Raw genomic sequence first — 18,971 nt, forward strand, 5'->3', positions numbered from 1 at the left:
GGCGGGACCGGCGGCCGAGCGATCCGGGTGCTACGCGAAGACGACCGTGCGGGTGCCGTTCAGGAGCACGCGGTGCTCGCTGTGCCACTTCACCGCGCGGGCCAGCGCCTGGCACTCGACGTCCCGGCCGATCGCCACCAACTGGTCCGGGGTGACCTCGTGGCCCACCCGCTCGACCTCCTGCTCGATGATCGGGCCCTCGTCGAGGTCCGCCGTCACGTAGTGCGCGGTCGCGCCGATCAGCTTCACGCCGCGCGCGTGCGCCTGGTGGTACGGCTTCGCGCCCTTGAAGCTCGGCAGGAACGAGTGGTGGATGTTGATGATCCGCCCGCTCAGCTCCTTGCACAGGTGGTCCGACAGCACCTGCATGTAGCGGGCGAGGACGACGAGCTCGACGCCTTCGGAGCGCACCAGTTCCAGCAGCCGCGCCTCGGACGCCGCCTTCGTGTCCTTGGTCACCGGGATGTGCACGAACGGGACCCCGTACGAGCCGACCAGCTCCTCGAAGTCGGTGTGGTTCGAGACCACGGCCGCGATCTCCACCGGCAGCGCGCCGATCCGGTGGCGGAACAGCAGGTCGTTGAGGCAATGCCCGAACTTCGAGACCATGAGCACGATCCGCATGCGCTCGTCGGAGCGGTGGATCTGCCAGTCCATCCGGAAGGAATCGCCGATCGCGGCGAAGCTGGCCCGCAGTTTCTCCACGGTGACCGGTGCGTCCGCCTCGAAGTGGACCCGCATGAAGAACAGGCCGGTGTCACGGTCGCCGAACTGCTGGCTGTCCTCGATGTTGCACCCGGTCATGAACAGGTAGCTGGACACCGCGTGCACGATGCCCTGCTTGTCGGGGCAGGAGAGGGTCAGTACGTACTGCTGCGGGGCCTGGGGCTGCGGCTGCGGGTCATCGCTCATGACCGCATAGCCTTTCACATCGCGCCGCTCACACGGCGCGGGTGAGGATCCTCAACACGTCCAGGGACGCCGGCCGCTCGTCCGGGTCCTCCCCGTCCGCAGTCGCCAGCCGTACGTGGGCCTCGCGCGCGGCCCGTACGGCCTCCGGCCAGGCGTGGTGCTCCAGGTAGCCGGAGACGGGGGCGTCGGGGCCGATCTGGTGCATGATCCGGAGCACGCGCAGCACGGCGAGGTCCACCACCGCCGCCTCCTGCGAGTCCCGGAAGACCGTACCGACGTACTTCTCCGCGGACCAGCTGTCGAGCCAGGTGTCCTCGACGAGCCGGTACACGGCGTCGGTGACGTCCCCGTACCCCCCGGCGCCGGCCAGCCAGGTGTCTTCCTGGAACACGGGGTCGGAAAGCATGTGCAGCGCCGAGCGCACGTTGCTGCGCCAGCGCCACCACGGCATGTCGTTGAGGGGCATGCCGCCCATGGTGGAGGAGCGGCCACCGCGGCGGGAAGAGTTCTTCGAACCTTGGGCGAATGTCACGCTTTCGATCGTACGTTCCTGGTCAGCGTGATCTTGAGGCGCCCACGGCCGGTCTCCGGCACCCCGCCCGCGCTCCCCCGGCGCATTGCCGCCACCCGTAATTCACCTGGCCGTCACCCAATGTTGTGCACACCTCACTCTCGAGTTACCCCTGGCGCGGAATGGTGCATGCACATGACCACCCGGCGACGCGCAGCAACCCTCTCCCGCACCCTCCTGGCCAGGACCGCGGCCACGGCACTGGGCGCGTGTCTCGTCGCCGGCTGCGGGGTGCTCCCCGGAGGCTCGGGGGGCTCCGGGGGCACCGACACCCTCACGGTCATGACCTTCGCGCCGCAGGACTCCAACGCGACCAACATGCCCGGCATGCCGGGTGTGGCCAAGGCCTACGAGCGCTGGATCAACGCCAAGGGCGGCATCAACGGCCACAAGCTGCGCGTCCTGACCTGCAACGAGCACAACACGCCCACCGGCGCCGCCGACTGCGCCCGCAAGGCGATCGCCGAGAAGGCCGTCGCCGTCATCGGCTCCTACAGCCAGCACGGACGGGCCTTCATGGCCCCGCTGGAGGCCGAGGGCATCCCGTTCATCGGCGGGTACGGGGTCTCCTCCGAGGAGTTCCAGTCCCCGCTCTCCTACCCCGTCAACGGCGGCCAGCCCGTCCTCCTCGCCGGGGCCGGCCATCAGCTGGGCCGCGCCTGCGCCAAGGTCGCCCTGGTCCGCCCGGACACCCTGGCGGGCGACGCCCTGCCCCTCCAGCTCAACGCGGGCCTGAAGGCCAACCAGATGGGCGAGGCCAGCGACATCCGGGCCGCCGAGGACTCCTCGGACCTCTCCGCGCAGGCCCGCGAGGCACTGGCCGACTCCAGCCCCGGTGCTCCGGTGAAGGGCGGCGTCTCCTCGGCGAAGGACGGCAAGGACGGGAAGGAGAAGGGCTGCGTGGCCGCCGTGCTCGGCGCGCGCACCGAGACCTTCTTCGACGCCTTCCGCCGGGCCGACGCCCAGAACCGCAAACCGCAGATCTCCTCGGTGCTGGGCTCGGTCAGCCAGTCCCTCGTGGACCGCACCGGCGGCAAGGAGAGCCCCTTCGAGGGCGCGTACGTCACCAGCTGGTACCCGGTGGGCACCGATCCCCTCTGGGCGCCGATGCGCCGGGTGATCTCCGAGTACGCCTTCGGCGACAACGCGGTGGACCCCGACGACAGCGGGGCCCAGACCACGTGGATCGCGTACACGGTCTTCAACGAGACCGTGAAGCGGTTCAAGAGCGGCGAGCAGATCACGGCGCGCGGTCTCTCGCGCAAGCTCAACCAGTCCGAGCCCGTCAAGACCGGCGGCCTGACCCCCGACCTCAGCTGGCGCTACCAGGACATGCGGGCCGTCGCCGGATTCCCCCGCATCGTCAACGGCCGGGTCACCTTCCAGATCGTCGAGCAGGGCCGCCTCGTGGCCCAGCAGGGCGAGCAGTCCCTGGACATGACCAAGACCCTGGAGCAGGCCCCGCGGGCCTGACGGTCATCCGGTCATCCGGTCAGCCGGTCAGAGCTGGGTCTTGTCCCGCTTGGTGAGTCCGTACTTGCCGGCGATGGTGTTCCACATGCCCGCCGCCGACTCCTTCGCCTTGGTGGCCTCGCCGCTCGACTTGTTGCCGTCGGAGGCGTTGCCGGTCGACTTGGCCTTGCCGTCCTTGCACTTGTCGGCGTCGCCCTTCACGTCTCCGGCCCAGGAGGCGTAGCTGTTGTCGGCCTCGGCGGAGGACTTCCACGCCTTGGTGAGGGCCGCGGTCAGCTTGGCGTTGTCGGGAAGCTGGTCCACCTTGAGCTCCTGGAGCCGGGTCACCAGCTCCTCGCGCTGACGGGCGGCGTCACGGAGGTCGTTGGCGGCCTGGTCGAGGTTGCGGCAGCCCTTGATGTCGTCGACGGCCTTGATCACCGAGGCCCGGCTGTCGTTGCTGTCCGCGAGGAGCTTGTCCAGCTGGACCGCCTGCGGCTGGGCCGGGTCCAGCGGCGCCTCGCCACTGTTCGCGGCCGAGCTGCCGGGGGTGGGCGTGGCGGGTGCGGCGCCGGGGTCGTTGTTCTGCGCCTTGTTGTCACTGAGCAGCGCGCCGACGCCGAGGCCGACGACGGCCAGGCCGATGACGACGGCGGCGATGATCGCGGGCGAGACCCGGCGGGGGGCGGGCGGGGGCGGCTGCTGGAACTGCTGCTGCGGGAAGGGGTGTTGCTGCGGGTGCGGGTGCTGCTGGTGCTGGGGCTGGTGCTGCTGCTGGTACGGGCGTCGCGGCGGCTGCTGGCGGAGCACCGGCTCCTGGACGGGCGGCAGCTGCTGCGTATCGCCGCGGAACAGCCCGTCGAACCCGGCGGCGGGATCCGCGGGGGCCGCCGGTACCGGCGGGATGAACTGGGTGGCGGCCTCGTCGTGCGTGGGGGCCGCGGGAACTGGCGGAATGTACTGGGTGGCGGCCTCGTCGTGCGCGGACGCCGCCGGAACTGGCGGTATGTACTGGGTAGCGGCTTCGCCGTGCACCGGCGCCGCCGGAACCGGCGGAATGAACTGGGTGGCGGCCTCGGGCAGCGGCGGGTAGCCGTAGCCGTGCGGGTCGCCGGGGCCGTCGTAACCGGGGCCGAGGACATGCCCCTGCGGATACCCGTAGGCGGGCCCACCGGGTACGGGGCCACCGGCCGCGGGATAGCCGTAGGCGGGTCCGCCCTGGGGCTGGCCGGGGGTGGGGTGGCCCTGCCCGGACTGGCTCTGGGGGGACTCGCCCCGCGGGCCCTGCCCGAACGCGGGCTGGCCCTGGGGAGACCGGCCCTGCGGGACCTGCCCGAAGGCCGGCTGGCCCTGGGCGGGCTGACCGTAGGCCGGCTGCCCCTGGGGGGACCGGCCCTGGGGGTCCTGCCCGAAAGCGGGCTGGCCCTGCCCGGACTGGCTCTGCGGGCCCTGCCCGAAAGCCGGCTGCCCCTGGGCGGGCTGGCCGTAGGGAGGCTGGCCGTAGGGAGGCTGGCCCTGGGGAGGGTGGCCGTACGGGGGCTGGCCCTGGTGGCCCGGCTGGCCGTCCGGCTGCGCGGGGGGCTGCGCCGGCATCGACGGGCCCCACGGCGCGCCTGCCTGGGGGCTGCCGCCCTGTCCGCTCTCCGTCACCGGGACTCCCTCTCCGACCTGTCCGCGTCTACGGACCCGTCGGCTCACGCTACCCGGTCGCCCCCCTTCCCCGTCAGGCCCTCCCCCACCGCGGACCCGTTGTCCCGGGCCGGACCAGTGGCCCGTGGCCCGCGTCAGCCCACACGTGGACGCGTGCGGGCCGACGAGTCCAGCCCCGCCGGCGTTTGAGGCGATCTTTCAGCCCCGCCGGCGATTGAGGCACGGGGGCCGGGGGCGGGCCCCCGTCGGGTCAGGACGCCGGTTCCAGGCGCGCCGCGAACTCCCGGACCGCCGGTTCCTCCCGGTACGGGTCGATACGGGTGCGGAAGTCCTCCAGATAGACCGCGCCCCGGTTCGACCGGATCCCCGAGAGCAGGTCCGCCGCCTGCGCAGCCGTCTGGCAGGCGGCCTCCACCTCCCGCTGCTGCACCCGCGCCGCCGCCAGCAGCAGCAGCCCGATCGCCCGGCGCCGCGCCTTACCCGCCGGGAGGTCGCGCAGGGCCTCCTCCGCCCGTTTCACCGCCGCGTCGGCCTGACCCAGGTCGCGGTGGCAGTGCGCCAGTTCGTCCGCCAGGTAGGCCTGGTCGAAGTGCCGGATCCACACCGGGTCGTCACCGGACTCCGGCTCCGCCCGTTCCAGCGCGGTCACCGCACGCGAGGACAGCACCGCCGTGGCCCGGGCGTCGCCCAGCAGCGCGTGCCCGCGCGCCTCCGCCGCGTAGAACATCGCCTCCACCCGGGGCGTGACCTGTCCCCGGGTGCCCTCCTGCGCGGCTCTGGCCAACTGCGCGATCTCCCGGGGATTGCCCAGTTCGGCCGCGAGGTGGCTCATGGACGCCGCCAGCACGTACCCCCCGTACGCCCTGTCGCCCGCCGCCTGGGCGAGGCGCAGCGCCTGGATGTAGTAGCGCTGGGCCAGGCCCGGCTGGCCCGTGTCCACCGCCATGTAGCCGGCCAGCTCCGTCAGCCGGGCGACCGCCGCGAACAGCGCCCGGCCGACCGGCTCCCGGTAGGAGCCGCCGATCAGGCCGGAGACCACCGAGTTGAGGTAGTGCACGACCACCGGCCGTACGTGGCCGCTGCCGAAGCGGTGGTCGAGCTCCTTCAGCGCCTCCGTGGTCGCCTGCACCGCCTCCACGTCGGACATCCCCACCCGGGCGCCCCCGCTGCGCGCCACCTGCGCGTCGGCCCCGGTGATCAGCCAGTCCCGGCTCGGCTCGACCAGCGCGGAGGAGGCCACGCTCGATCCGGACAGGAAGTCGCGCCGCCCCACGTCGCTGCGCCACAGCTCGCAGACCTGCTCGATGGCGCCGATGACGGTCGGGGAGAACTGCAGGCCCACACCGGAGGCGAGGTTCTTGCCGTTGGCCATGCCGATCTCGTCGATGGTGACGGTCCGGCCGAGTTTGCGTCCGAGCGCCTCGGCGATGATTCCCGGGGCCCGACCGCGCGGCTGCTGCCCGCGCAGCCAGCGGGCCACGGAGGTCTTGTCGTAGCGGAGGTCGAGACCGTGCTCGGCCCCGCACATGTTGACGCGCCGGGCGAGCCCGGCATTGGAGCACCCGGCTTCCTGGATGAGCGCCTGCAGCCGTTCGTTCGGCTGGCGGGCGACGAGAGGCCTGGCTGCCATGAAAACCCCCAGAGGCCGCGGGTGATCGTTGGAATGATCACTTCCCGCCTGATGTGCGGAGAATCTTCCCCATTGCGTCCTGTCGCTACCCACCTCCGGCGCCCCGGCCTCCTACGCGCCCCCCGTGATGCACCGATGCGCCCCGCATGCAGGATCGATGCTCCGGCCCCCGGCTGGTTTACCCCCGTAACCCCCGGTGACCGCAGGAGTTGTGTTGCACGTGGAAGAGACCATCGGAGTCACGGAGACCGCGCCCATCCCCATGCAACGCAGCGAGCCGCTGCTGGACCATGCCGTGCGGTACACGGAAGAACGGCACTGGGACGTCTTCGCCGGTACCTGGCTGGAGTCCGGGGACGGGCGGGAGCGGTGCTCGTGCGGGGCCGCGGACTGCCCGGCACCGGGCGCGCACGCGACGGTGAAGGACTGGGCACCCCTGGCCTCGGGCAGCGCCGTGCAGGTCCGCCGGCTCTGGGGCAAGAACCCGAAGGCCGCCATCCTGCTGCCCACCGGCCGGACCTTCGACGCCCTCGACGTCCCGGACGCGGCCGGTTTCCTGGCGCTGGCACGGCTCCAGCGCATGCAGCGCACCCTCGGGCCGGTGATCGCCAACCCGGCCGGCCGGATGCTGTTCTTCGTCCTGCCCGGCGCCGGGGCGAAGGTGCCCGACCTGCTGCGCAAGATCGGCTGGCAGCCCTCCCAGCTCGACCTGGCCGCCCGCGGCGAGGGCGAGTACGTGGCCGCGCCGCCGACCCGCATCGGCGGACGCGGCTCGGTGCAGTGGGCTCAGCCGCCGACGGCCGCGAACCGGTGGCTGCCGGACGTCGAGGAGCTCATCGACGCACTGGCGTACGCGTGCGGCCGCGAGGCGGCGGCGGAGCGGGCCCGGCGCACCCCCTGAGGGACCGCGCGACCAGGGACGAATCCGCTCGGAAACTCATGACATAAGTAACTGCTCCAGCCTCTCCCCCTCCTCCTATCGTGAGAAAAGCAGGACACGGGGAACAGAACGAGAGGCAGGCGCATGCCGGACCAGGGCGTTGCGACGGGCGGGACGGACGGAACGGGTGGCGGTGCGCGACCCGCGCCGTCCACCGCGGCCGCTGTGCGGGTCGAGGGTTTGTGGAAGCGGTTCGGCGAGCAGGTGGCCGTGGCCGGGATCGACCTGGAACTGCCCGCGGGGCAGTTCATCGGCCTGGTCGGGCCGAACGGCGCGGGCAAGACGACGACGCTGTCGATGGTGACCGGGCTGCTGCGACCGGACATGGGCCGGGTGGTCGTAGCCGGGCACGACGTGTGGGCGGACCCGGTCGAGGTGAAGTCCCGGATCGGTGTGCTGCCGGAGGGCCTGCGGCTCTTCGAGCGGCTTTCGGGCCGCGAACTGCTCGGCTACATGGGCCGGTTGCGGGGGCTGCCGGGCCGCGAGACGGACAGCCGGGCCACGCAGCTGCTGGAGGTCCTGGACCTGGCCGGTTCGCAGAACAAACTGATCGTCGATTACTCGACCGGCATGCGGAAGAAGATCGGCCTCGCCGCCGCCCTGCTGCACAACCCCGAAGTCCTCTTCCTGGACGAGCCGTTCGAGGGCGTGGACCCGGTGTCCGCGCAGACCATCCGCGGCGTGCTGGAGCGTTACACCTCCTCCGGCGCCACGGTCGTCTTCTCCTCCCACGTCATGGAACTCGTCGAGTCGCTGTGCGACTGGGTGGCCGTCATGGCCGCCGGCCGGATCCGGGCCGCGGGCCCGCTGGCCGACGTACGGGGCTCCGCGCCCTCGCTGCAGGCCGCGTTCCTCGAGCTGGTCGGGGCGCAGGGCCGGGCCACGGGCGAGTCGCTGGACTGGCTCGGTGGCGGCGCGTCCGCGAACGGCGGGAACAAGGGCACCGGGGCCGGAGCCGGGGCGGGCGTCCGATGAGTACGTCCGCACCCGCCGCCGCGCCGGTCTCCGCCGCCGCCTCCGCCGCGGCCGCCGGATCCGTCTCGATCACCCCGATCTTCGTCCGCCTCAAGCTTTCCCTCCTGCGCAACGGCCTCAAGGGCTCCTCGAAGCGCAAGTTCGCCTACTTCGGCGCCCTGGCCGCCGCCCTCGTCGTCGCCTTCTTCGCCACGCTGGGCCTCGCCCTGCTGCGCGGGCACGCGCACGCGAGCGCGGTCGTCGTCCTGCTGGCGGCGGTCCTCGCCCTGTGCTGGACCTTCGTACCGCTGTTCTTCCCCACGGGCGACGAGACCCTCGACCCGAGCCGGCTGGTCATGCTGCCGCTGCGCCCGCGTCCGCTCGTACGGGCCCTGCTGGCCTCCTCCCTCGTCGGAGTCGGGCCGCTGTTCACGCTCTGCCTGGCTGCCGGCTCGGCGATCGCCGTCGCCCGGGGTGCGGCGGGCGCGGTGGCCGCCGTCCTGGCGGTCCCGCTGCTGCTGCTCGGCTGCGTGGCCCTCGCCCGGGCGGTGGCAACGGCCAACGTACGGCTGCTGACCAGCCGCAAGGGGCGCGACCTCGCGCTGCTCAGCGGCCTGCTGATCGCGGTGGGCGCGCAGGTGGCGAACCTCGCCGGCCAGCGACTGTTCCAGACCGGCGGCCTGGAGAAGCTGGAGCCGGCCGCGGAGGTCGTGCGCTGGCTGCCGCCCGCGACGGCGATCGGGATGGTGGACTCCGCGAGCGAGGGCTCGTACGGCCTCGCGGCCGTCCAGCTGGTCATCACGGTCGCCGCCCTGGGACTGCTGCTCTGGTTCTGGGAGCGCAGCCTGACCAAGCTCATGGTCACCCCGGACGGCTCGACGATCGCGGCGGCCAAGCAGAAGAAGGAGCGGGCGGGGGGAGCGGACGGCGGCGCCCGCGGGGTGTGGTCGCTGCTGCCGGACGACCGCACGGGCGCGGCGGTGCAGCGCTCGCTGCGCTACATCGTGCGTGACCCCAAGACCAAGGCGGCGTGGGTGTCGGCCCTCGCGGTCGGTCTGATCGTCCCGGCCGCCAACGCCCTGCAGGGCCAAGGCTCGGTGTACCTGGCCTGCTTCGCCTCGGGCATGCTCGGGGTCCAGATGTACAACCAGTTCGGGCAGGACACCTCGGCGTTCTGGATGGTCGCGCAGACCCTTTCCAGCACCCGCGACGCGTTCGTGGAACTGCGCGCCCGCGCCCTGGCCCTCGCGCTGGTCACCGTGCCCTACACGGCCGTGGTGGCGGCGGTGACGGCCGCCCTGGTCGGCGACTGGTCCGGTTTCCCGGGTGCGCTCGGCATGGCGCTGGCCCTGCTCGGCTCGATGCTGTGCACGGGAGCCCTGGCCTCGGCCCGCTTCCCGTACTCGATCCCCACCGACGGCGCCTTCAAGAACGTCGCCCCGGGGCAGGGCGCCCTGGCGTGGATGGGCATCTTCGGCGGCCTGTTCGCCTCGGCGCTGATCTGCGCCCCGGTGATCGTCCTCGCCATCTACTTCAGCACCACCGACCAGCAGTCCCTGGCCTGGATCCTGCTTCCCCTGGGCATCGCCTGGGGCACCCTGGCCGCCTGGGCGGGCCTGCGCTTCGCGGCCCCCACAGTGGCCCGCCGGATCCCGGAGATCCTGCTGGCGGTGAGCAAGGGCTGAGCGGCCGCGGCCCCACCGCAAGGCCGACGGCCTCCGTTCCCGGTGGGGAGCGGAGGCCGTCGGCGTCGCCGGGTCAGAGGGTGCCGGTGATGCTCGCGCCGTAGTGGTTGCCGGTGATGCCGGTGAGGTTCATGGCAGCCGCGCCCGTCCAGGTGCCGTTCACGCGGCGGACGGTGTGCAGGATCCGGTTGTCGGTCGTCACGAAGGTGGCCTGGAGCTCGTTGTCGACGGCCGCGGCCGAGACCCCGGTCGCCGTGAAGCTGCTGCCCAGCACGCTCGTCAGGTCGGTCAGGGCCGTCCAGTTCCCGGCCGCCGTGCGGGCCGCGTGGAACTGCTTGGCGCCGTTGTTCGCGGTCACGACGATCTGCATGTCCGTTCCGGTGCCGGCCACGGCAACGTCCGACGCCACGCCCGCGTTGCCGGCCTCCGTGTAGACGTCGCCCCACGGGGTCCAGTTGCCGTCGTTGCTGCGCAGCGAGTGGTAGACCCGGCCGCCGGCGACCGCGACGACCTGGAGCTGCCCGTTGACCGAGGCCTCGGCGGCGCTGGTCACCGGGGCGGGCAGGGTGCCCGCCTCGGCCATGACGTCGCCGAACGGGGTCCAGGAGCCGTCGAAGTGGCGTACGGAGTGGTAGAGGCCGCCGTCGGCCACCGCGAGGACGTTGAGCTCGGTGCCGATGGTCACGGCGGAGAGCTTGGTGACGTCGGTGAGGTTTCCGGCGGCCGCGTTGACGTCGCCGAACTTGCCCCAACTGCCGTTCGCGAGACGGATGGTGTGATAGACGTGCCCGTTGCCGCCGACCGCGACCACGTGCGTGTCACCGTTGAGACCCGCGTCCGCGACGGAGCCGACCGTGCCGATGTCACCGGCCTGGCTCTCAATGTTCCCGAAGCCGGTCCAGGTGCCGTCCGCCTTGCGCAGGCCGTGGAAGATCGCGCCACCGCCGTTGACCACCACCTGGGCCTTCATGCCGTCGGCCGGAGCCGGGTCCGAGGCGCCGAAGGGGCTGGCGAAGCCCATGAGGTTGACGTTGTAGCCGCCGGAGGTCCATTCCACGGCGCCGACCGAGCCCGGCATGTTCTTGTTCTCGGTGACGTACCCACCGCTCTGGTTGCCGCCGATCCAGTCGATGGTGCCGTTGGCGTGGACGGCGCTGACGATCGCGACGTGGTCGTAGTTGGTGAAACCGGCGGGCTGGCTCTTGGGGTGGAAGAAGACGGCGTCGCCGACGTGCGGGGTGGAGGACAGGCCGCCCTGGTTGTTCCTGGCGTACGTCTGGAAGGAGTTGGCCAGGTTGTTCAGGGGGCCGAGGTTCTTCACGCCGTTGCGGGACCAGGCCCAGCCGGCGAAGTCGGCGCACCAGGCGTGGGTCTCGCTGCCGCCGGAGCAGCTACGGGTCTGGCCGGTCCCGGGAGCGTAGTAGCCGGCGCCGCCGTTGCCGCAGGCGTCGCTGCCCAGCTGCCCGCGGATGGTGGCCACGATGTCCGCGCCGGAGGCGGCCTGGGCGGAGGGGGCGAGGACGGTCAGGCCGGCGCCGAGTACGAGGGCGGCGACGGCGGTGGAGGAGGCGCGCAGGGCGGTCTTCGACATGGCGAATCGGTCCTTCATAGTGCGGTCGAGGAGAGGGGGCGGCAACTTCCGTGCCGCGGCGGGGTGGTGCGAAGTTCTGGTGGCCCGGACCGGTCGACGGACCGGGTCCGGGAAGGGGCGTCAGGCCCCGGCGACGGGGAGGACTCCGCCGGTGAGGCCGATCTGGCCGCCGTCGGTGCCGATCGCGTAGAACGAGGTAGCGGCCTGGAGGCTCGGGAGCCCCGCGGGGACCGCGATCCGGTACTTGACCGTGAGGGTTCCGTGGGCCGGGAGGGTGTACGGGGTGGCGCCCATCGAGCCGATCGGCGCCGCTCCCGGACTGGGGACCCGGATCCGCTTCCAGCTGCCCGACTCCGGGTCGAACCGCTCGAGGGTGGCCTTGAGCGCCTGGTCGGAGCCGTCGGTGAGGGCGAGCATCGGGGCGAGCGAGGGGTAGGCCGTGGCCGTCCGGTTGGTGAGGACGACGCTGAACTCGACCGCCTGGGAACCGGCTTGGAGCCCCGCCGGCAGTCCGGTGAGCACCGCCTCGACGGGCAGCGCGGCGGCGGCCCGGGCCGTGTCGGCGCCCTGGGGCAGCTGGGGCGCCTGCGGCGCCTGGCCGGTCGGTGCGGCCGGGGAGCCCTTCGCGGCCTGCGGTGCCTGCGAGGCCCGGGCCGTTACGGCCGGAGCGGGGGATGCCTCGACGGGCTCGGCGCCGGGGCTCGCGGCGGCGGAGTCCATCGCGGCCGCCGGGCGGGCCGCTCCGGGGGCGGCGGCCGGGGCCGCCGCGTTCGAGCAGCCCATGAGCGGGGCGAGGACCGTGGCGGCGACCAAACCCATCGCGATCAGGCGGAGTCGGCCCATCACAGGGTCCCGGTGATGCTGGCCGCGTAGTGGTTGCCGTTGACGCCGGTGAGGTTGATGGCGCCGGCGCCCGTCCAGGTGCCGTTGACCCGGCGGATGGTGTGCAGGATGCGGTTGTCCGTGGTCACGAAGGTGGCCTGCAGCTCGCCGTCCACGGTCGCGGCGCTCACCCCGGTCGCGGTGAAGCCGCCCAGGGTGGCGGCCAGGTCGGTGAGCGGCAACCAGGTGCCGTCGCCGAGGCGGGCGCCGTGGACCTGCTTGGTGCCGTTGTTCGAGGTCACGATGATCTGCATGTCCGAGCCGGTGCCGGCCACGGCCACGTCCGAGGCCGTCCCCGAACCGCCGGCCGCCGCGTAGACGTCGCCCCACGCGGACCACGTACCGCCCGAGCCGCGGATCGAGTGGTAGACGCGGCCGCCGGCCACCACCACCACTTGGAGCTGCCCGTTGACCGAGGCCTCGGCGGCGCTGGTCACCGGGGCGGGCAGGGCGCCCGCCTCGGCGGAGACGTCGCCGAACGGGGTCCAGGAGCCGTCGAAGTGACGTACCGAGTGGTTCAGCTTCCCGTCGGCCACCGCGAGCACGTTCACGTCCGTGCCGATCGTCACGGCCGACACCTTCGTGACCGGACCCAGCGCCCCGGCGGCCGCGTCCACATCGCCGAAGGTGCCCCAACTTCCGTTCGCGAGACGGATGGTGTGATAGACGTGCCCGTTGCCGCCGACCGCGACCACGTGCGTGTCACCGTTGAGACCCGCGTCCGCGACGGAGCCGACCGTGCCGATGTCACCGGCCTGGCTCTCGATGTTCCCGAAGCCGGTCCAGGTGCCGTCCGCCTTGCGCAGGCCGTGGAAGATCGCGCCACCGCCGTTGACCACCACCTGGGCCTTCCAGGAGGAGACCGGGGCCGGGGTGGAGGGGTACGGATCCGCGTGGTCGGCGCCGAGGTTGTACTTGGGGCCGCAGTAGGGCCAGGCGTTCTGGCCCTGGCCGGCGAGGACCTTCTCGCCGATGAGTATCTGCTGCTGTTTGGTGGCCCGGTCGGCGCGGGAGGCGTAGGCGGTGCCGCCGTAGGCCTGCCAGGTGGACTGCGCGAACTGGAGGCCGCCGAAATAGGTGCCGGACGGGTCGATCGCCTGCCAGTTGCCGCTGGCCTCGCAGTTGGCGACCTTCTCCCAGGTGGAGAGCGAGGCGGCGGAGGCCTCGGTGCCCGTGAGGAGCGGGGCGGCGAGGGCGAGCAGGGCGGTGACGGTCACTGTGCCGAAGGAGTGGTTGCGGACGGACGAGCGCATGGTCGATTCCTTGGGGGTTCGGGCGCAGGGGTGAGCGACGGCTGCTACGGGCCATGAGCTGCGGGGCTACGGAGCTGCAGGGCTACGGAGCTACGGGGCTACGGGGCCGCGCGAGGAGCGTGGGCCGGTGGCGCTCAGGCGGTCGGGAACTTCGCCGTGAAGGCGGCCGGGACACTGACCACGTCGTCGAAGCTGAGCTTGCCGGGGCCGAACTCGGAGCCGGCCATCGCCCGCTTCTTGCCGCCGACGATCTCCCAGACGGTGTTGCTGTTCGGCGAGAGCAGCATCGTGCCGTCGACCGGGGCGGTCTTGGCGGCGGCCGAGGCCAGCCACTCCCCCGGGGTGCCGAGCAGCGGGCGCTTGTCGTAGCCGAGGCCCACGAAGTCGGCGTTGGTCAGCGGGACGGCGACGCCGCCCGCCATCACGTAGACCGTGGGGTTGGCGCCCGAGACCTCCTTGACGATCGAGCCGTTGGGCATCTTCCGGGCCGCCGCGGAGGCCAGCCAATCGGTCGGAACGCCCATCAGCACCTGCTGGCCGTACCCGTTGGCGGTCCACTCGGAGGCCGAGATGTGCAGCGCGGCACCGTTCACGACCACGTAGCGGGACGGGTCGTTGCCGGTCTGGTCCATCACCACGCGACCGTTCGACAGGGTCCGCTGCGCGGCGGCCTGCAGCCAGGAGGTCGGAACGCCGTAGTCCGCGCGGATGTTGTAGCCGTCCTCGGTCCAGTCCGAGGCGGAGATCTGCAGCGCGGCGCCGTCGATGACCACGTACCGGTTGGCGCCGCCCGCCTCGTCGTGGACCACCGTGCCGGCCGGCGGGGCGCTCGCCAGACCGTTGAACGCGGAGTCGGAGACGAGCACGATCCTGCCGAGGTCGTAGTGGTCCGGGGTGACGTCGGAACCGGCCACCGGGACACCCGCCCCGGCGATCATCACTCGTACGTCCGGCCCGTTCGGCGACTTCACCAGGGTGCCGTTGGCCAGCGAGGAGGGGGCCGGGTAGGTCGGGCCGGAGGGGTACGGGTCCGCGTGGTCGGCGCCCAGGTTGTACTTGGGACCGCAGTTGGGCCAGGCGCCCTGGCCCTGCCCCGCCAGGATCTTCTCGCCGATCAGGATCTGCTGCTGCTTGCTGGCCTGGTCGGGGCGGGCGGCGTACTGCGTACCGCCGTAGGCACGCCAGGTCGGCATCGATATCTGGAGACCGCCGTAGTACGTACCGGTCCGGTCGATGATCGACCAGTTGCCGCTGGCCTCGCACTGGGCGACCTTGTCCCAGGTCGCCACGGAGGCCGCCGAGGCGGGGGTGCTCGCGAGGAGCGGGGCGGCGAGGGCCAGCAGGGCGGTGGCGGTGGCGGTGGCGAGTACGGACTTCTTGCGGGCGGCGGCGGAGCGCATCGGGATTCCCTCGGGCAGCGGGTCTGGGCGGTCTGGGTGTCGGCGGTGGAGCGGCCGGGACCGGGCCGCCCGGCCGGTTCGGGCCGGGCGGCTCAGTGGTGGTGCTCAGTGGTGTTCCGGGGAGCGGACCGGTCTCAGACGGTCGGGAACTTCGCCGGGAAGGCGTTGCCCACGGCGACCACGTCGTCGAAGCTGAGCTTCCCGGCGCCGAACTCACTGGCCGCCATCCCGCGCTTCTTGCCGCCCACGATCTGCCACACGGTGGGGTCGTTCGCGGCCTTGATCATCGTGCCGTCGGCCGGGGCGGCCTTCGTCACGGCCGAGTTCAGCCACTCGGCGGGAGCACCCTCCAGCGGACGCTTGTCGTAACCGAGGCCCAGGAAGTCCGCGTTGGTCAGCGGAGCCGCCATGCCACCCGCCATCACGTACACCGAGGGAGAGGCGCCCGAGGCGTCCTTGACGATCGTCCCGTTGGCCACCTGCTTGGTCAGCGCCGAGCTCAGCCACTCACCCGGAACGCCCATCAGGGGGATCTGGTCGAAGCCGACACCGCTCCACTCGGAGGCCGAGATGTGCACCGGCGTGCCGCCCACCGTGACGTAGCGGGCCGGGTCGGTGCCCGACTGGTTCATGAGGACCGTGCCGGCCTGCAGCGGCTTGGCCGCGGCACCCTTCAGCCACTCGGCCGGGACACCCATCAGGGTCTGCTCGTCGTAGTCGTCGGCCGTCCACTCGGAGGCCGAGATGTGCAGCGCCGAACCGTTGACCATGACGTAGCGGGCCGGGTCGCTGCCCGACTGGTCCATCACCACGATGCCGGTCGCCACCGTGCGCTGCGCCGCGTTCTTCAGCCATGCGGTGGGAACGCCCATGTCGGGACGGGTGTTGTAGCCGCCGGAGAGCCAGTCCGCGCCACCGATCTTCAGCGCGGCGTCACCGATGATCACGTACCGGTCGATGCCGCCGGCCTGGTCGTGGACCACGGTGCCGGCCGGCGGGGCGCTCGACAGGGACCGGAAGGCCTGGTCGTCGACCGTGACGACCTTGCCCAGGTCGTACTTGTCAGGAGTGACATCGGAGCCCGCCACCGCGATACCCGCACCCTTGATCATCACCTTGACGGCCGGGCCGCTCGCCGACTTCACCAGGGTGCCGTCGGCCAGCGAGGCCGGGTTGGGGAGGGAGGGCGTAGAACTGCCGGCCGGGGAGACGTAACCGCTGATCGTCTGACCGCTGGGGCCCCAGGGCTTCTCACCCACGTGCCAGCTGGCGGTGGAAGCGGTGCTGACGTGGCCAGGGCGGCCGCCCTGATTGCCGCCGGTGAGGGTGACCGTGCTCCCGGAGATCCCGGTCACCAGGGCCACGTGGTCGGCGTAGTTGCTGCCGTTGTAGTTGAAGACGACCGCGTCACCGACGTGCGGCTGGCTGGACACCGTCCCGTACCTCTTGCCGTAGTCCATGAAGCTCGCCGCCCGGTCGTCCAGGCTCGACAGACCCGTGACTCCGTTGCGGGACCAGACCCAGCCGGCGAAGTCCGCACACCAGGCGTGGGCCGTGACGCCGCCACTGCAGCTGTTGGTCTGGTTGGGGCCGCCGTCGTAACCGCCGTGGGCACAGGCCCCGTTGCCGTTCTCGGCACGGGCGGTGGCCGAGATGCCGTCGGTCAGCGGCGAGGCGCTGGCCGGGGTGACGACCGCCATGGTGAACGCGGTCGCCGCCAGGGCGGAGGTGGAGGCGATGCGGATGGCGATGGTCTTGATGTCGCGGGACATGACGAAGCTCCTGATGGCGTGGAAGGAAGTGTGGTGGCGCTGCGGATTCCGCAGGCGGGCCTGGTGAAGGCCGAAGAATGGGGGCGCGCCGGCCGGGCGATGGGACGGCTGCCCTGCAGGAGCAGCTGTCAGGCTGGTGGGGACGGTGCGCGGTGGTGTGGTGGCGCGGTGCGAGCCGGATCTGGCGATGCGTCAGCCAGGCAGTGGTGCGGTCCTGCGGGGTGGTGCGGGTCCTGCGGTGGAGTTCGTGGGCCGCGGCGGGGTGGCGCTACGGGCGCTGCTCCCCCGGCGGCGGGACCGGCTACTCCCAGACGGTGGTGTTCTTGCCGACCGGAGCGGTCTCCCAGACGGTGGTGTTCTTGCCGACCGGGGCGGTCTCCCAGACGGTGGTGTTCTTGCCGACCGGGGCGGTCTCCCAGACGGTGGTGGCGGTGACCTGGGTGTCGGTGGTGCCGTGGGCGGCGACGACCGGGGTGACCGCGGCGGCGGAGAGGGCGAGGAAAGCGACCGCGGCGGCCTTGGCGAGGTGGGTGCGCAGCATGGGAGTGGTCCTTTGCGAGAGCTGGGACGAGTGGCCTTTTCCGGTCTCGCGTCCCGCGGTGACGCTTCGTCCGGTGTTGCCTTCGGGGCGGTGTTCCCTTCCGGCGATCACTACTTTCGTCGCAGCTCAGAGCATGCGGAAGGGCTTTCAGTTGGACGAAACCGGACCTGCTTCCCGCTGTCCGGATCCGGTCAGCAGAAGCTGCTCGTAGTACGGCGCGATCAGGGGAACGCCGACCCGCCCGACCGTCCAGCCCCGCAGGGCCGGCACCACCGAGCACGCCCGGCGGCAGAGCGCCTCCGTGCGCCGCTCCGCCTCGCCCAGGCTGTCCGCGATCAGATAGACGCCGAGGACAGGGGCGGGCGACGCGTGCGGATGCGTGGAAACGTGCTCGACCGAACCCCAGGCGCCACCGTCGGCGTCGGCGTCGGCACCGGCACCGACGTCGCCTTCGGCGAGCATGCGCACCAGTTCGCCCGCGTGCGGGGGGAGTTGCGTGTGCGCTGACGGCGGACGGAGCGCCGCGTGGATGAGATACATGCGCGCCACTCTTCCCAAGAGTCCAGGTCGGGCGAATAGCCCGAACCTGGACGGTTCGGGACCTGGCCGGAAGTGGCCAAGGAATCCACCCTCACCTGGCCCGACAGCACATGCGATGATCCGTTTGCCTTGACCCACGAGGCGTACACAGGGGGGGAACCGCTGTGCTGGCAACTCTTGGCCTCGACGCGACCGCGGAGGCCGTCTACCGCACGATGCTCGCACGCCCGCGCGACGGGGTGCGCGCGCTCGCCGACCAACTCAGGTTGTCCGAGGGGGAAGTTCGGCGCAGTCTGGACCTGCTGAGCGAGCTCGCCCTGCTCCGCCCGTCCTACGAACAGGACGGAGAGCTCCGCGCCGTCCCGCCCGGGGTCGGCATGGAGATCCTGATGGCCCGCCAGCAGGCGGAGCTCGCGGCCCAGCAGCTGCGCATCGAGGCATCGCGCGCGGCGGCCGCGCAGCTGATCTCGGAGTTCGCCGACCTGAGCCCGGCCGCCTCCGGCCCGGGCGTCGAGCAGCTGGTGGGCCTGGACGAGATCCGGACCCGGATCAGCGGCTTGGCGCACGGGGTCCAGAACGAGCTGATGACTTTCGCGCCCGGCGGCGGCCACCGGCCCGAGAGCTTGGAGGCGTCCAAGTCGAACGACCTGGCCCTGCTCAACCGCGGGGTACGGATGCGCTCCCTGTTCCAGGACAGTGTGCGCAACAGTCAGACCACCGTGACCTACGCGGAATGGCTGACCGAGCTCGGCGGCGAGGTACGGACCAGCCCCGACCTGCCGACCCGGCTGATGGTCTTCGACCGGACCACCGCCGTGATCCCGGTCAGCAGCGAGAACAGCGCGGCGGGCGCGGTGGTCCTCACCGGTGAGGGCACCCTGACGGCACTGTGCGCGCTCTTCGAGAACATCTGGGCGGCCGCGCGGCCCCTGGGCGCCCCGGAGGAACGGCCCGAGGGTGAACTGAGCCCGCAGGAGACCACGGTGATCCGGCTGCTCGCGCAGGGGCTGACCGACGAGGCGATAGCCAAGCGGCTCGCGGTCTCGTCGCGCACGGCCCGCCGGCTGGCCAACGGGCTCATGGAACAGCTGGGCGCCGTGAGCCGGTTCGAGTTCGGCGTACGGGCGGTACAGCGCGGCTGGCTCCCCGGCACGGAATAGCGAAACCGCTCCCTGCGGCCGGATACCAGCCGCAGGGA

The 18,971-nt window shown here is 72.2% G+C and carries 16 protein-coding genes; 5 read left to right on the forward strand and 11 right to left on the reverse strand.

The annotated features are described in order from the left end of the window. Positions 1-30: 30 nt before the first annotated feature. Positions 31-912: a formyltetrahydrofolate deformylase gene (purU, locus tag OG389_RS17295; protein ID WP_328299396.1), complete on the reverse strand. Its 882-nt coding sequence runs from the start codon at positions 910-912 to the stop codon at positions 31-33. A 28-nt stretch (positions 913-940) separates the two neighbouring features. Beyond that, a complete protein-coding gene (locus OG389_RS17300; protein WP_328303857.1) occupies positions 941-1,387 on the reverse strand; it encodes an SCO4402 family protein in 447 nt (148 codons plus the stop codon). A 231-nt stretch (positions 1,388-1,618) separates the two neighbouring features. On the opposite strand from OG389_RS17300, the gene OG389_RS17305 reads away from it, so the two are divergent. Beyond that, positions 1,619-2,956: an ABC transporter substrate-binding protein gene (locus tag OG389_RS17305; RefSeq protein WP_328299397.1), complete on the forward strand. Its 1,338-nt coding sequence runs from the start codon at positions 1,619-1,621 to the stop codon at positions 2,954-2,956. 27 nt (positions 2,957-2,983) lie between these two features. On the opposite strand, the gene OG389_RS17310 is transcribed toward OG389_RS17305, so the two are convergent. After that, positions 2,984-4,585: a hypothetical protein gene (locus tag OG389_RS17310; protein ID WP_328299398.1), complete on the reverse strand. Its 1,602-nt coding sequence runs from the start codon at positions 4,583-4,585 to the stop codon at positions 2,984-2,986. Positions 4,586-4,835: 250 nt separating this feature from the next. Continuing rightward, positions 4,836-6,215: a transcriptional regulator gene (locus tag OG389_RS17315; protein ID WP_328299399.1), complete on the reverse strand. Its 1,380-nt coding sequence runs from the start codon at positions 6,213-6,215 to the stop codon at positions 4,836-4,838. A gap of 220 nt (positions 6,216-6,435) precedes the next feature. Here OG389_RS17315 and OG389_RS17320 point away from each other — a divergent pair, with 220 nt between their 5' ends. The 3 genes from OG389_RS17320 to OG389_RS17330 all read left to right on the forward strand — a co-directional run bounded on the left by OG389_RS17320 (position 6,436) and on the right by OG389_RS17330 (position 9,794). Further along, entirely contained in the window at positions 6,436-7,116 is a 681-nt protein-coding gene (locus OG389_RS17320; RefSeq protein ID WP_328299400.1) for a bifunctional DNA primase/polymerase, read from the forward strand. A 123-nt stretch (positions 7,117-7,239) separates the two neighbouring features. Then, the gene (locus OG389_RS17325; protein WP_328299401.1) at positions 7,240-8,130 is read left to right on the forward strand and encodes an ABC transporter ATP-binding protein; all 891 of its coding nucleotides are present in this window, start codon (positions 7,240-7,242) and stop codon (positions 8,128-8,130) included. Then, positions 8,127-9,794 carry a transporter gene (locus tag OG389_RS17330; protein ID WP_328299402.1) on the forward strand — a complete coding sequence of 556 codons (1,668 nt, stop codon included), beginning with the start codon at positions 8,127-8,129 and terminating at the stop codon, positions 9,792-9,794. The genes OG389_RS17325 and OG389_RS17330 overlap by 4 nt, the downstream gene beginning before the upstream one ends. A 73-nt stretch (positions 9,795-9,867) precedes the next feature. On the opposite strand, the gene OG389_RS17335 is transcribed toward OG389_RS17330, so the two are convergent. From OG389_RS17335 to OG389_RS17365, 7 genes are all read right to left on the reverse strand, one after another. Continuing rightward, positions 9,868-11,385, reverse strand: coding sequence for a CHAP domain-containing protein (locus tag OG389_RS17335; RefSeq protein WP_328299403.1), 1,518 nt, complete (start codon positions 11,383-11,385; stop codon positions 9,868-9,870). A gap of 120 nt (positions 11,386-11,505) precedes the next feature. Further along, on the reverse strand, positions 11,506-12,228 hold the full coding sequence (locus OG389_RS17340) for a hypothetical protein (RefSeq protein ID WP_328299404.1): 723 nt from the start codon (positions 12,226-12,228) through the stop codon (positions 11,506-11,508). Beyond that, positions 12,228-13,520 (reverse strand): transglycosylase family protein, encoded by a 1,293-nt coding sequence (locus tag OG389_RS17345; protein ID WP_328299405.1) that lies wholly within the window; start codon positions 13,518-13,520, stop codon positions 12,228-12,230. Before OG389_RS17345 ends, OG389_RS17340 begins: the two co-directional genes overlap by 1 nt. Positions 13,521-13,654: 134 nt before the next feature. Further along, on the reverse strand, positions 13,655-14,920 hold the full coding sequence (locus OG389_RS17350) for a transglycosylase family protein (RefSeq protein ID WP_328299406.1): 1,266 nt from the start codon (positions 14,918-14,920) through the stop codon (positions 13,655-13,657). Between the two features lie 134 nt (positions 14,921-15,054). Further along, positions 15,055-16,692 (reverse strand): CHAP domain-containing protein, encoded by a 1,638-nt coding sequence (locus OG389_RS17355; RefSeq protein ID WP_328299407.1) that lies wholly within the window; start codon positions 16,690-16,692, stop codon positions 15,055-15,057. 301 nt (positions 16,693-16,993) lie between these two features. Beyond that, entirely contained in the window at positions 16,994-17,233 is a 240-nt protein-coding gene (locus OG389_RS17360) for a hypothetical protein (protein ID WP_328299408.1), read from the reverse strand. A gap of 147 nt (positions 17,234-17,380) precedes the next feature. Further along, positions 17,381-17,773 carry a hypothetical protein gene (locus OG389_RS17365; RefSeq protein WP_328299409.1) on the reverse strand — a complete coding sequence of 131 codons (393 nt, stop codon included), beginning with the start codon at positions 17,771-17,773 and terminating at the stop codon, positions 17,381-17,383. Between the two features lie 164 nt (positions 17,774-17,937). On the opposite strand from OG389_RS17365, the gene OG389_RS17370 reads away from it, so the two are divergent. Then, positions 17,938-18,933 (forward strand): helix-turn-helix transcriptional regulator, encoded by a 996-nt coding sequence (locus OG389_RS17370; protein ID WP_328299410.1) that lies wholly within the window; start codon positions 17,938-17,940, stop codon positions 18,931-18,933. The last annotated feature ends 38 nt before the right edge of the window (positions 18,934-18,971 follow it).

It is taken from the genome of Streptomyces sp. NBC_00435 (assembly GCF_036014235.1).
Classification (GTDB): Bacteria; Actinomycetota; Actinomycetes; order Streptomycetales; family Streptomycetaceae; genus Streptomyces.

Coding starts and splice junctions, on each gene's coding strand:
- purU (WP_328299396.1), bottom strand. CDS start 912: ATGAGCGATGACCCGCAGCCGCAGCCCCAGGCCCCGCAGCAGTACGTA.
- OG389_RS17300 (WP_328303857.1), bottom strand. CDS start 1,387: ATGGGCGGCATGCCCCTCAACGACATGCCGTGGTGGCGCTGGCGCAGC.
- OG389_RS17305 (WP_328299397.1), top strand. CDS start 1,619: ATGACCACCCGGCGACGCGCAGCAACCCTCTCCCGCACCCTCCTGGCC.
- OG389_RS17315 (WP_328299399.1), bottom strand. CDS start 6,215: ATGGCAGCCAGGCCTCTCGTCGCCCGCCAGCCGAACGAACGGCTGCAG.
- OG389_RS17325 (WP_328299401.1), top strand. CDS start 7,240: ATGCCGGACCAGGGCGTTGCGACGGGCGGGACGGACGGAACGGGTGGC.
- OG389_RS17330 (WP_328299402.1), top strand. CDS start 8,127: ATGAGTACGTCCGCACCCGCCGCCGCGCCGGTCTCCGCCGCCGCCTCC.
- OG389_RS17335 (WP_328299403.1), bottom strand. CDS start 11,385: ATGTCGAAGACCGCCCTGCGCGCCTCCTCCACCGCCGTCGCCGCCCTC.
- OG389_RS17340 (WP_328299404.1), bottom strand. CDS start 12,228: ATGGGCCGACTCCGCCTGATCGCGATGGGTTTGGTCGCCGCCACGGTC.
- OG389_RS17345 (WP_328299405.1), bottom strand. CDS start 13,520: ATGCGCTCGTCCGTCCGCAACCACTCCTTCGGCACAGTGACCGTCACC.
- OG389_RS17350 (WP_328299406.1), bottom strand. CDS start 14,920: ATGCGCTCCGCCGCCGCCCGCAAGAAGTCCGTACTCGCCACCGCCACC.
- OG389_RS17355 (WP_328299407.1), bottom strand. CDS start 16,692: ATGTCCCGCGACATCAAGACCATCGCCATCCGCATCGCCTCCACCTCC.
- OG389_RS17360 (WP_328299408.1), bottom strand. CDS start 17,233: ATGCTGCGCACCCACCTCGCCAAGGCCGCCGCGGTCGCTTTCCTCGCC.
- OG389_RS17365 (WP_328299409.1), bottom strand. CDS start 17,773: ATGTATCTCATCCACGCGGCGCTCCGTCCGCCGTCAGCGCACACGCAA.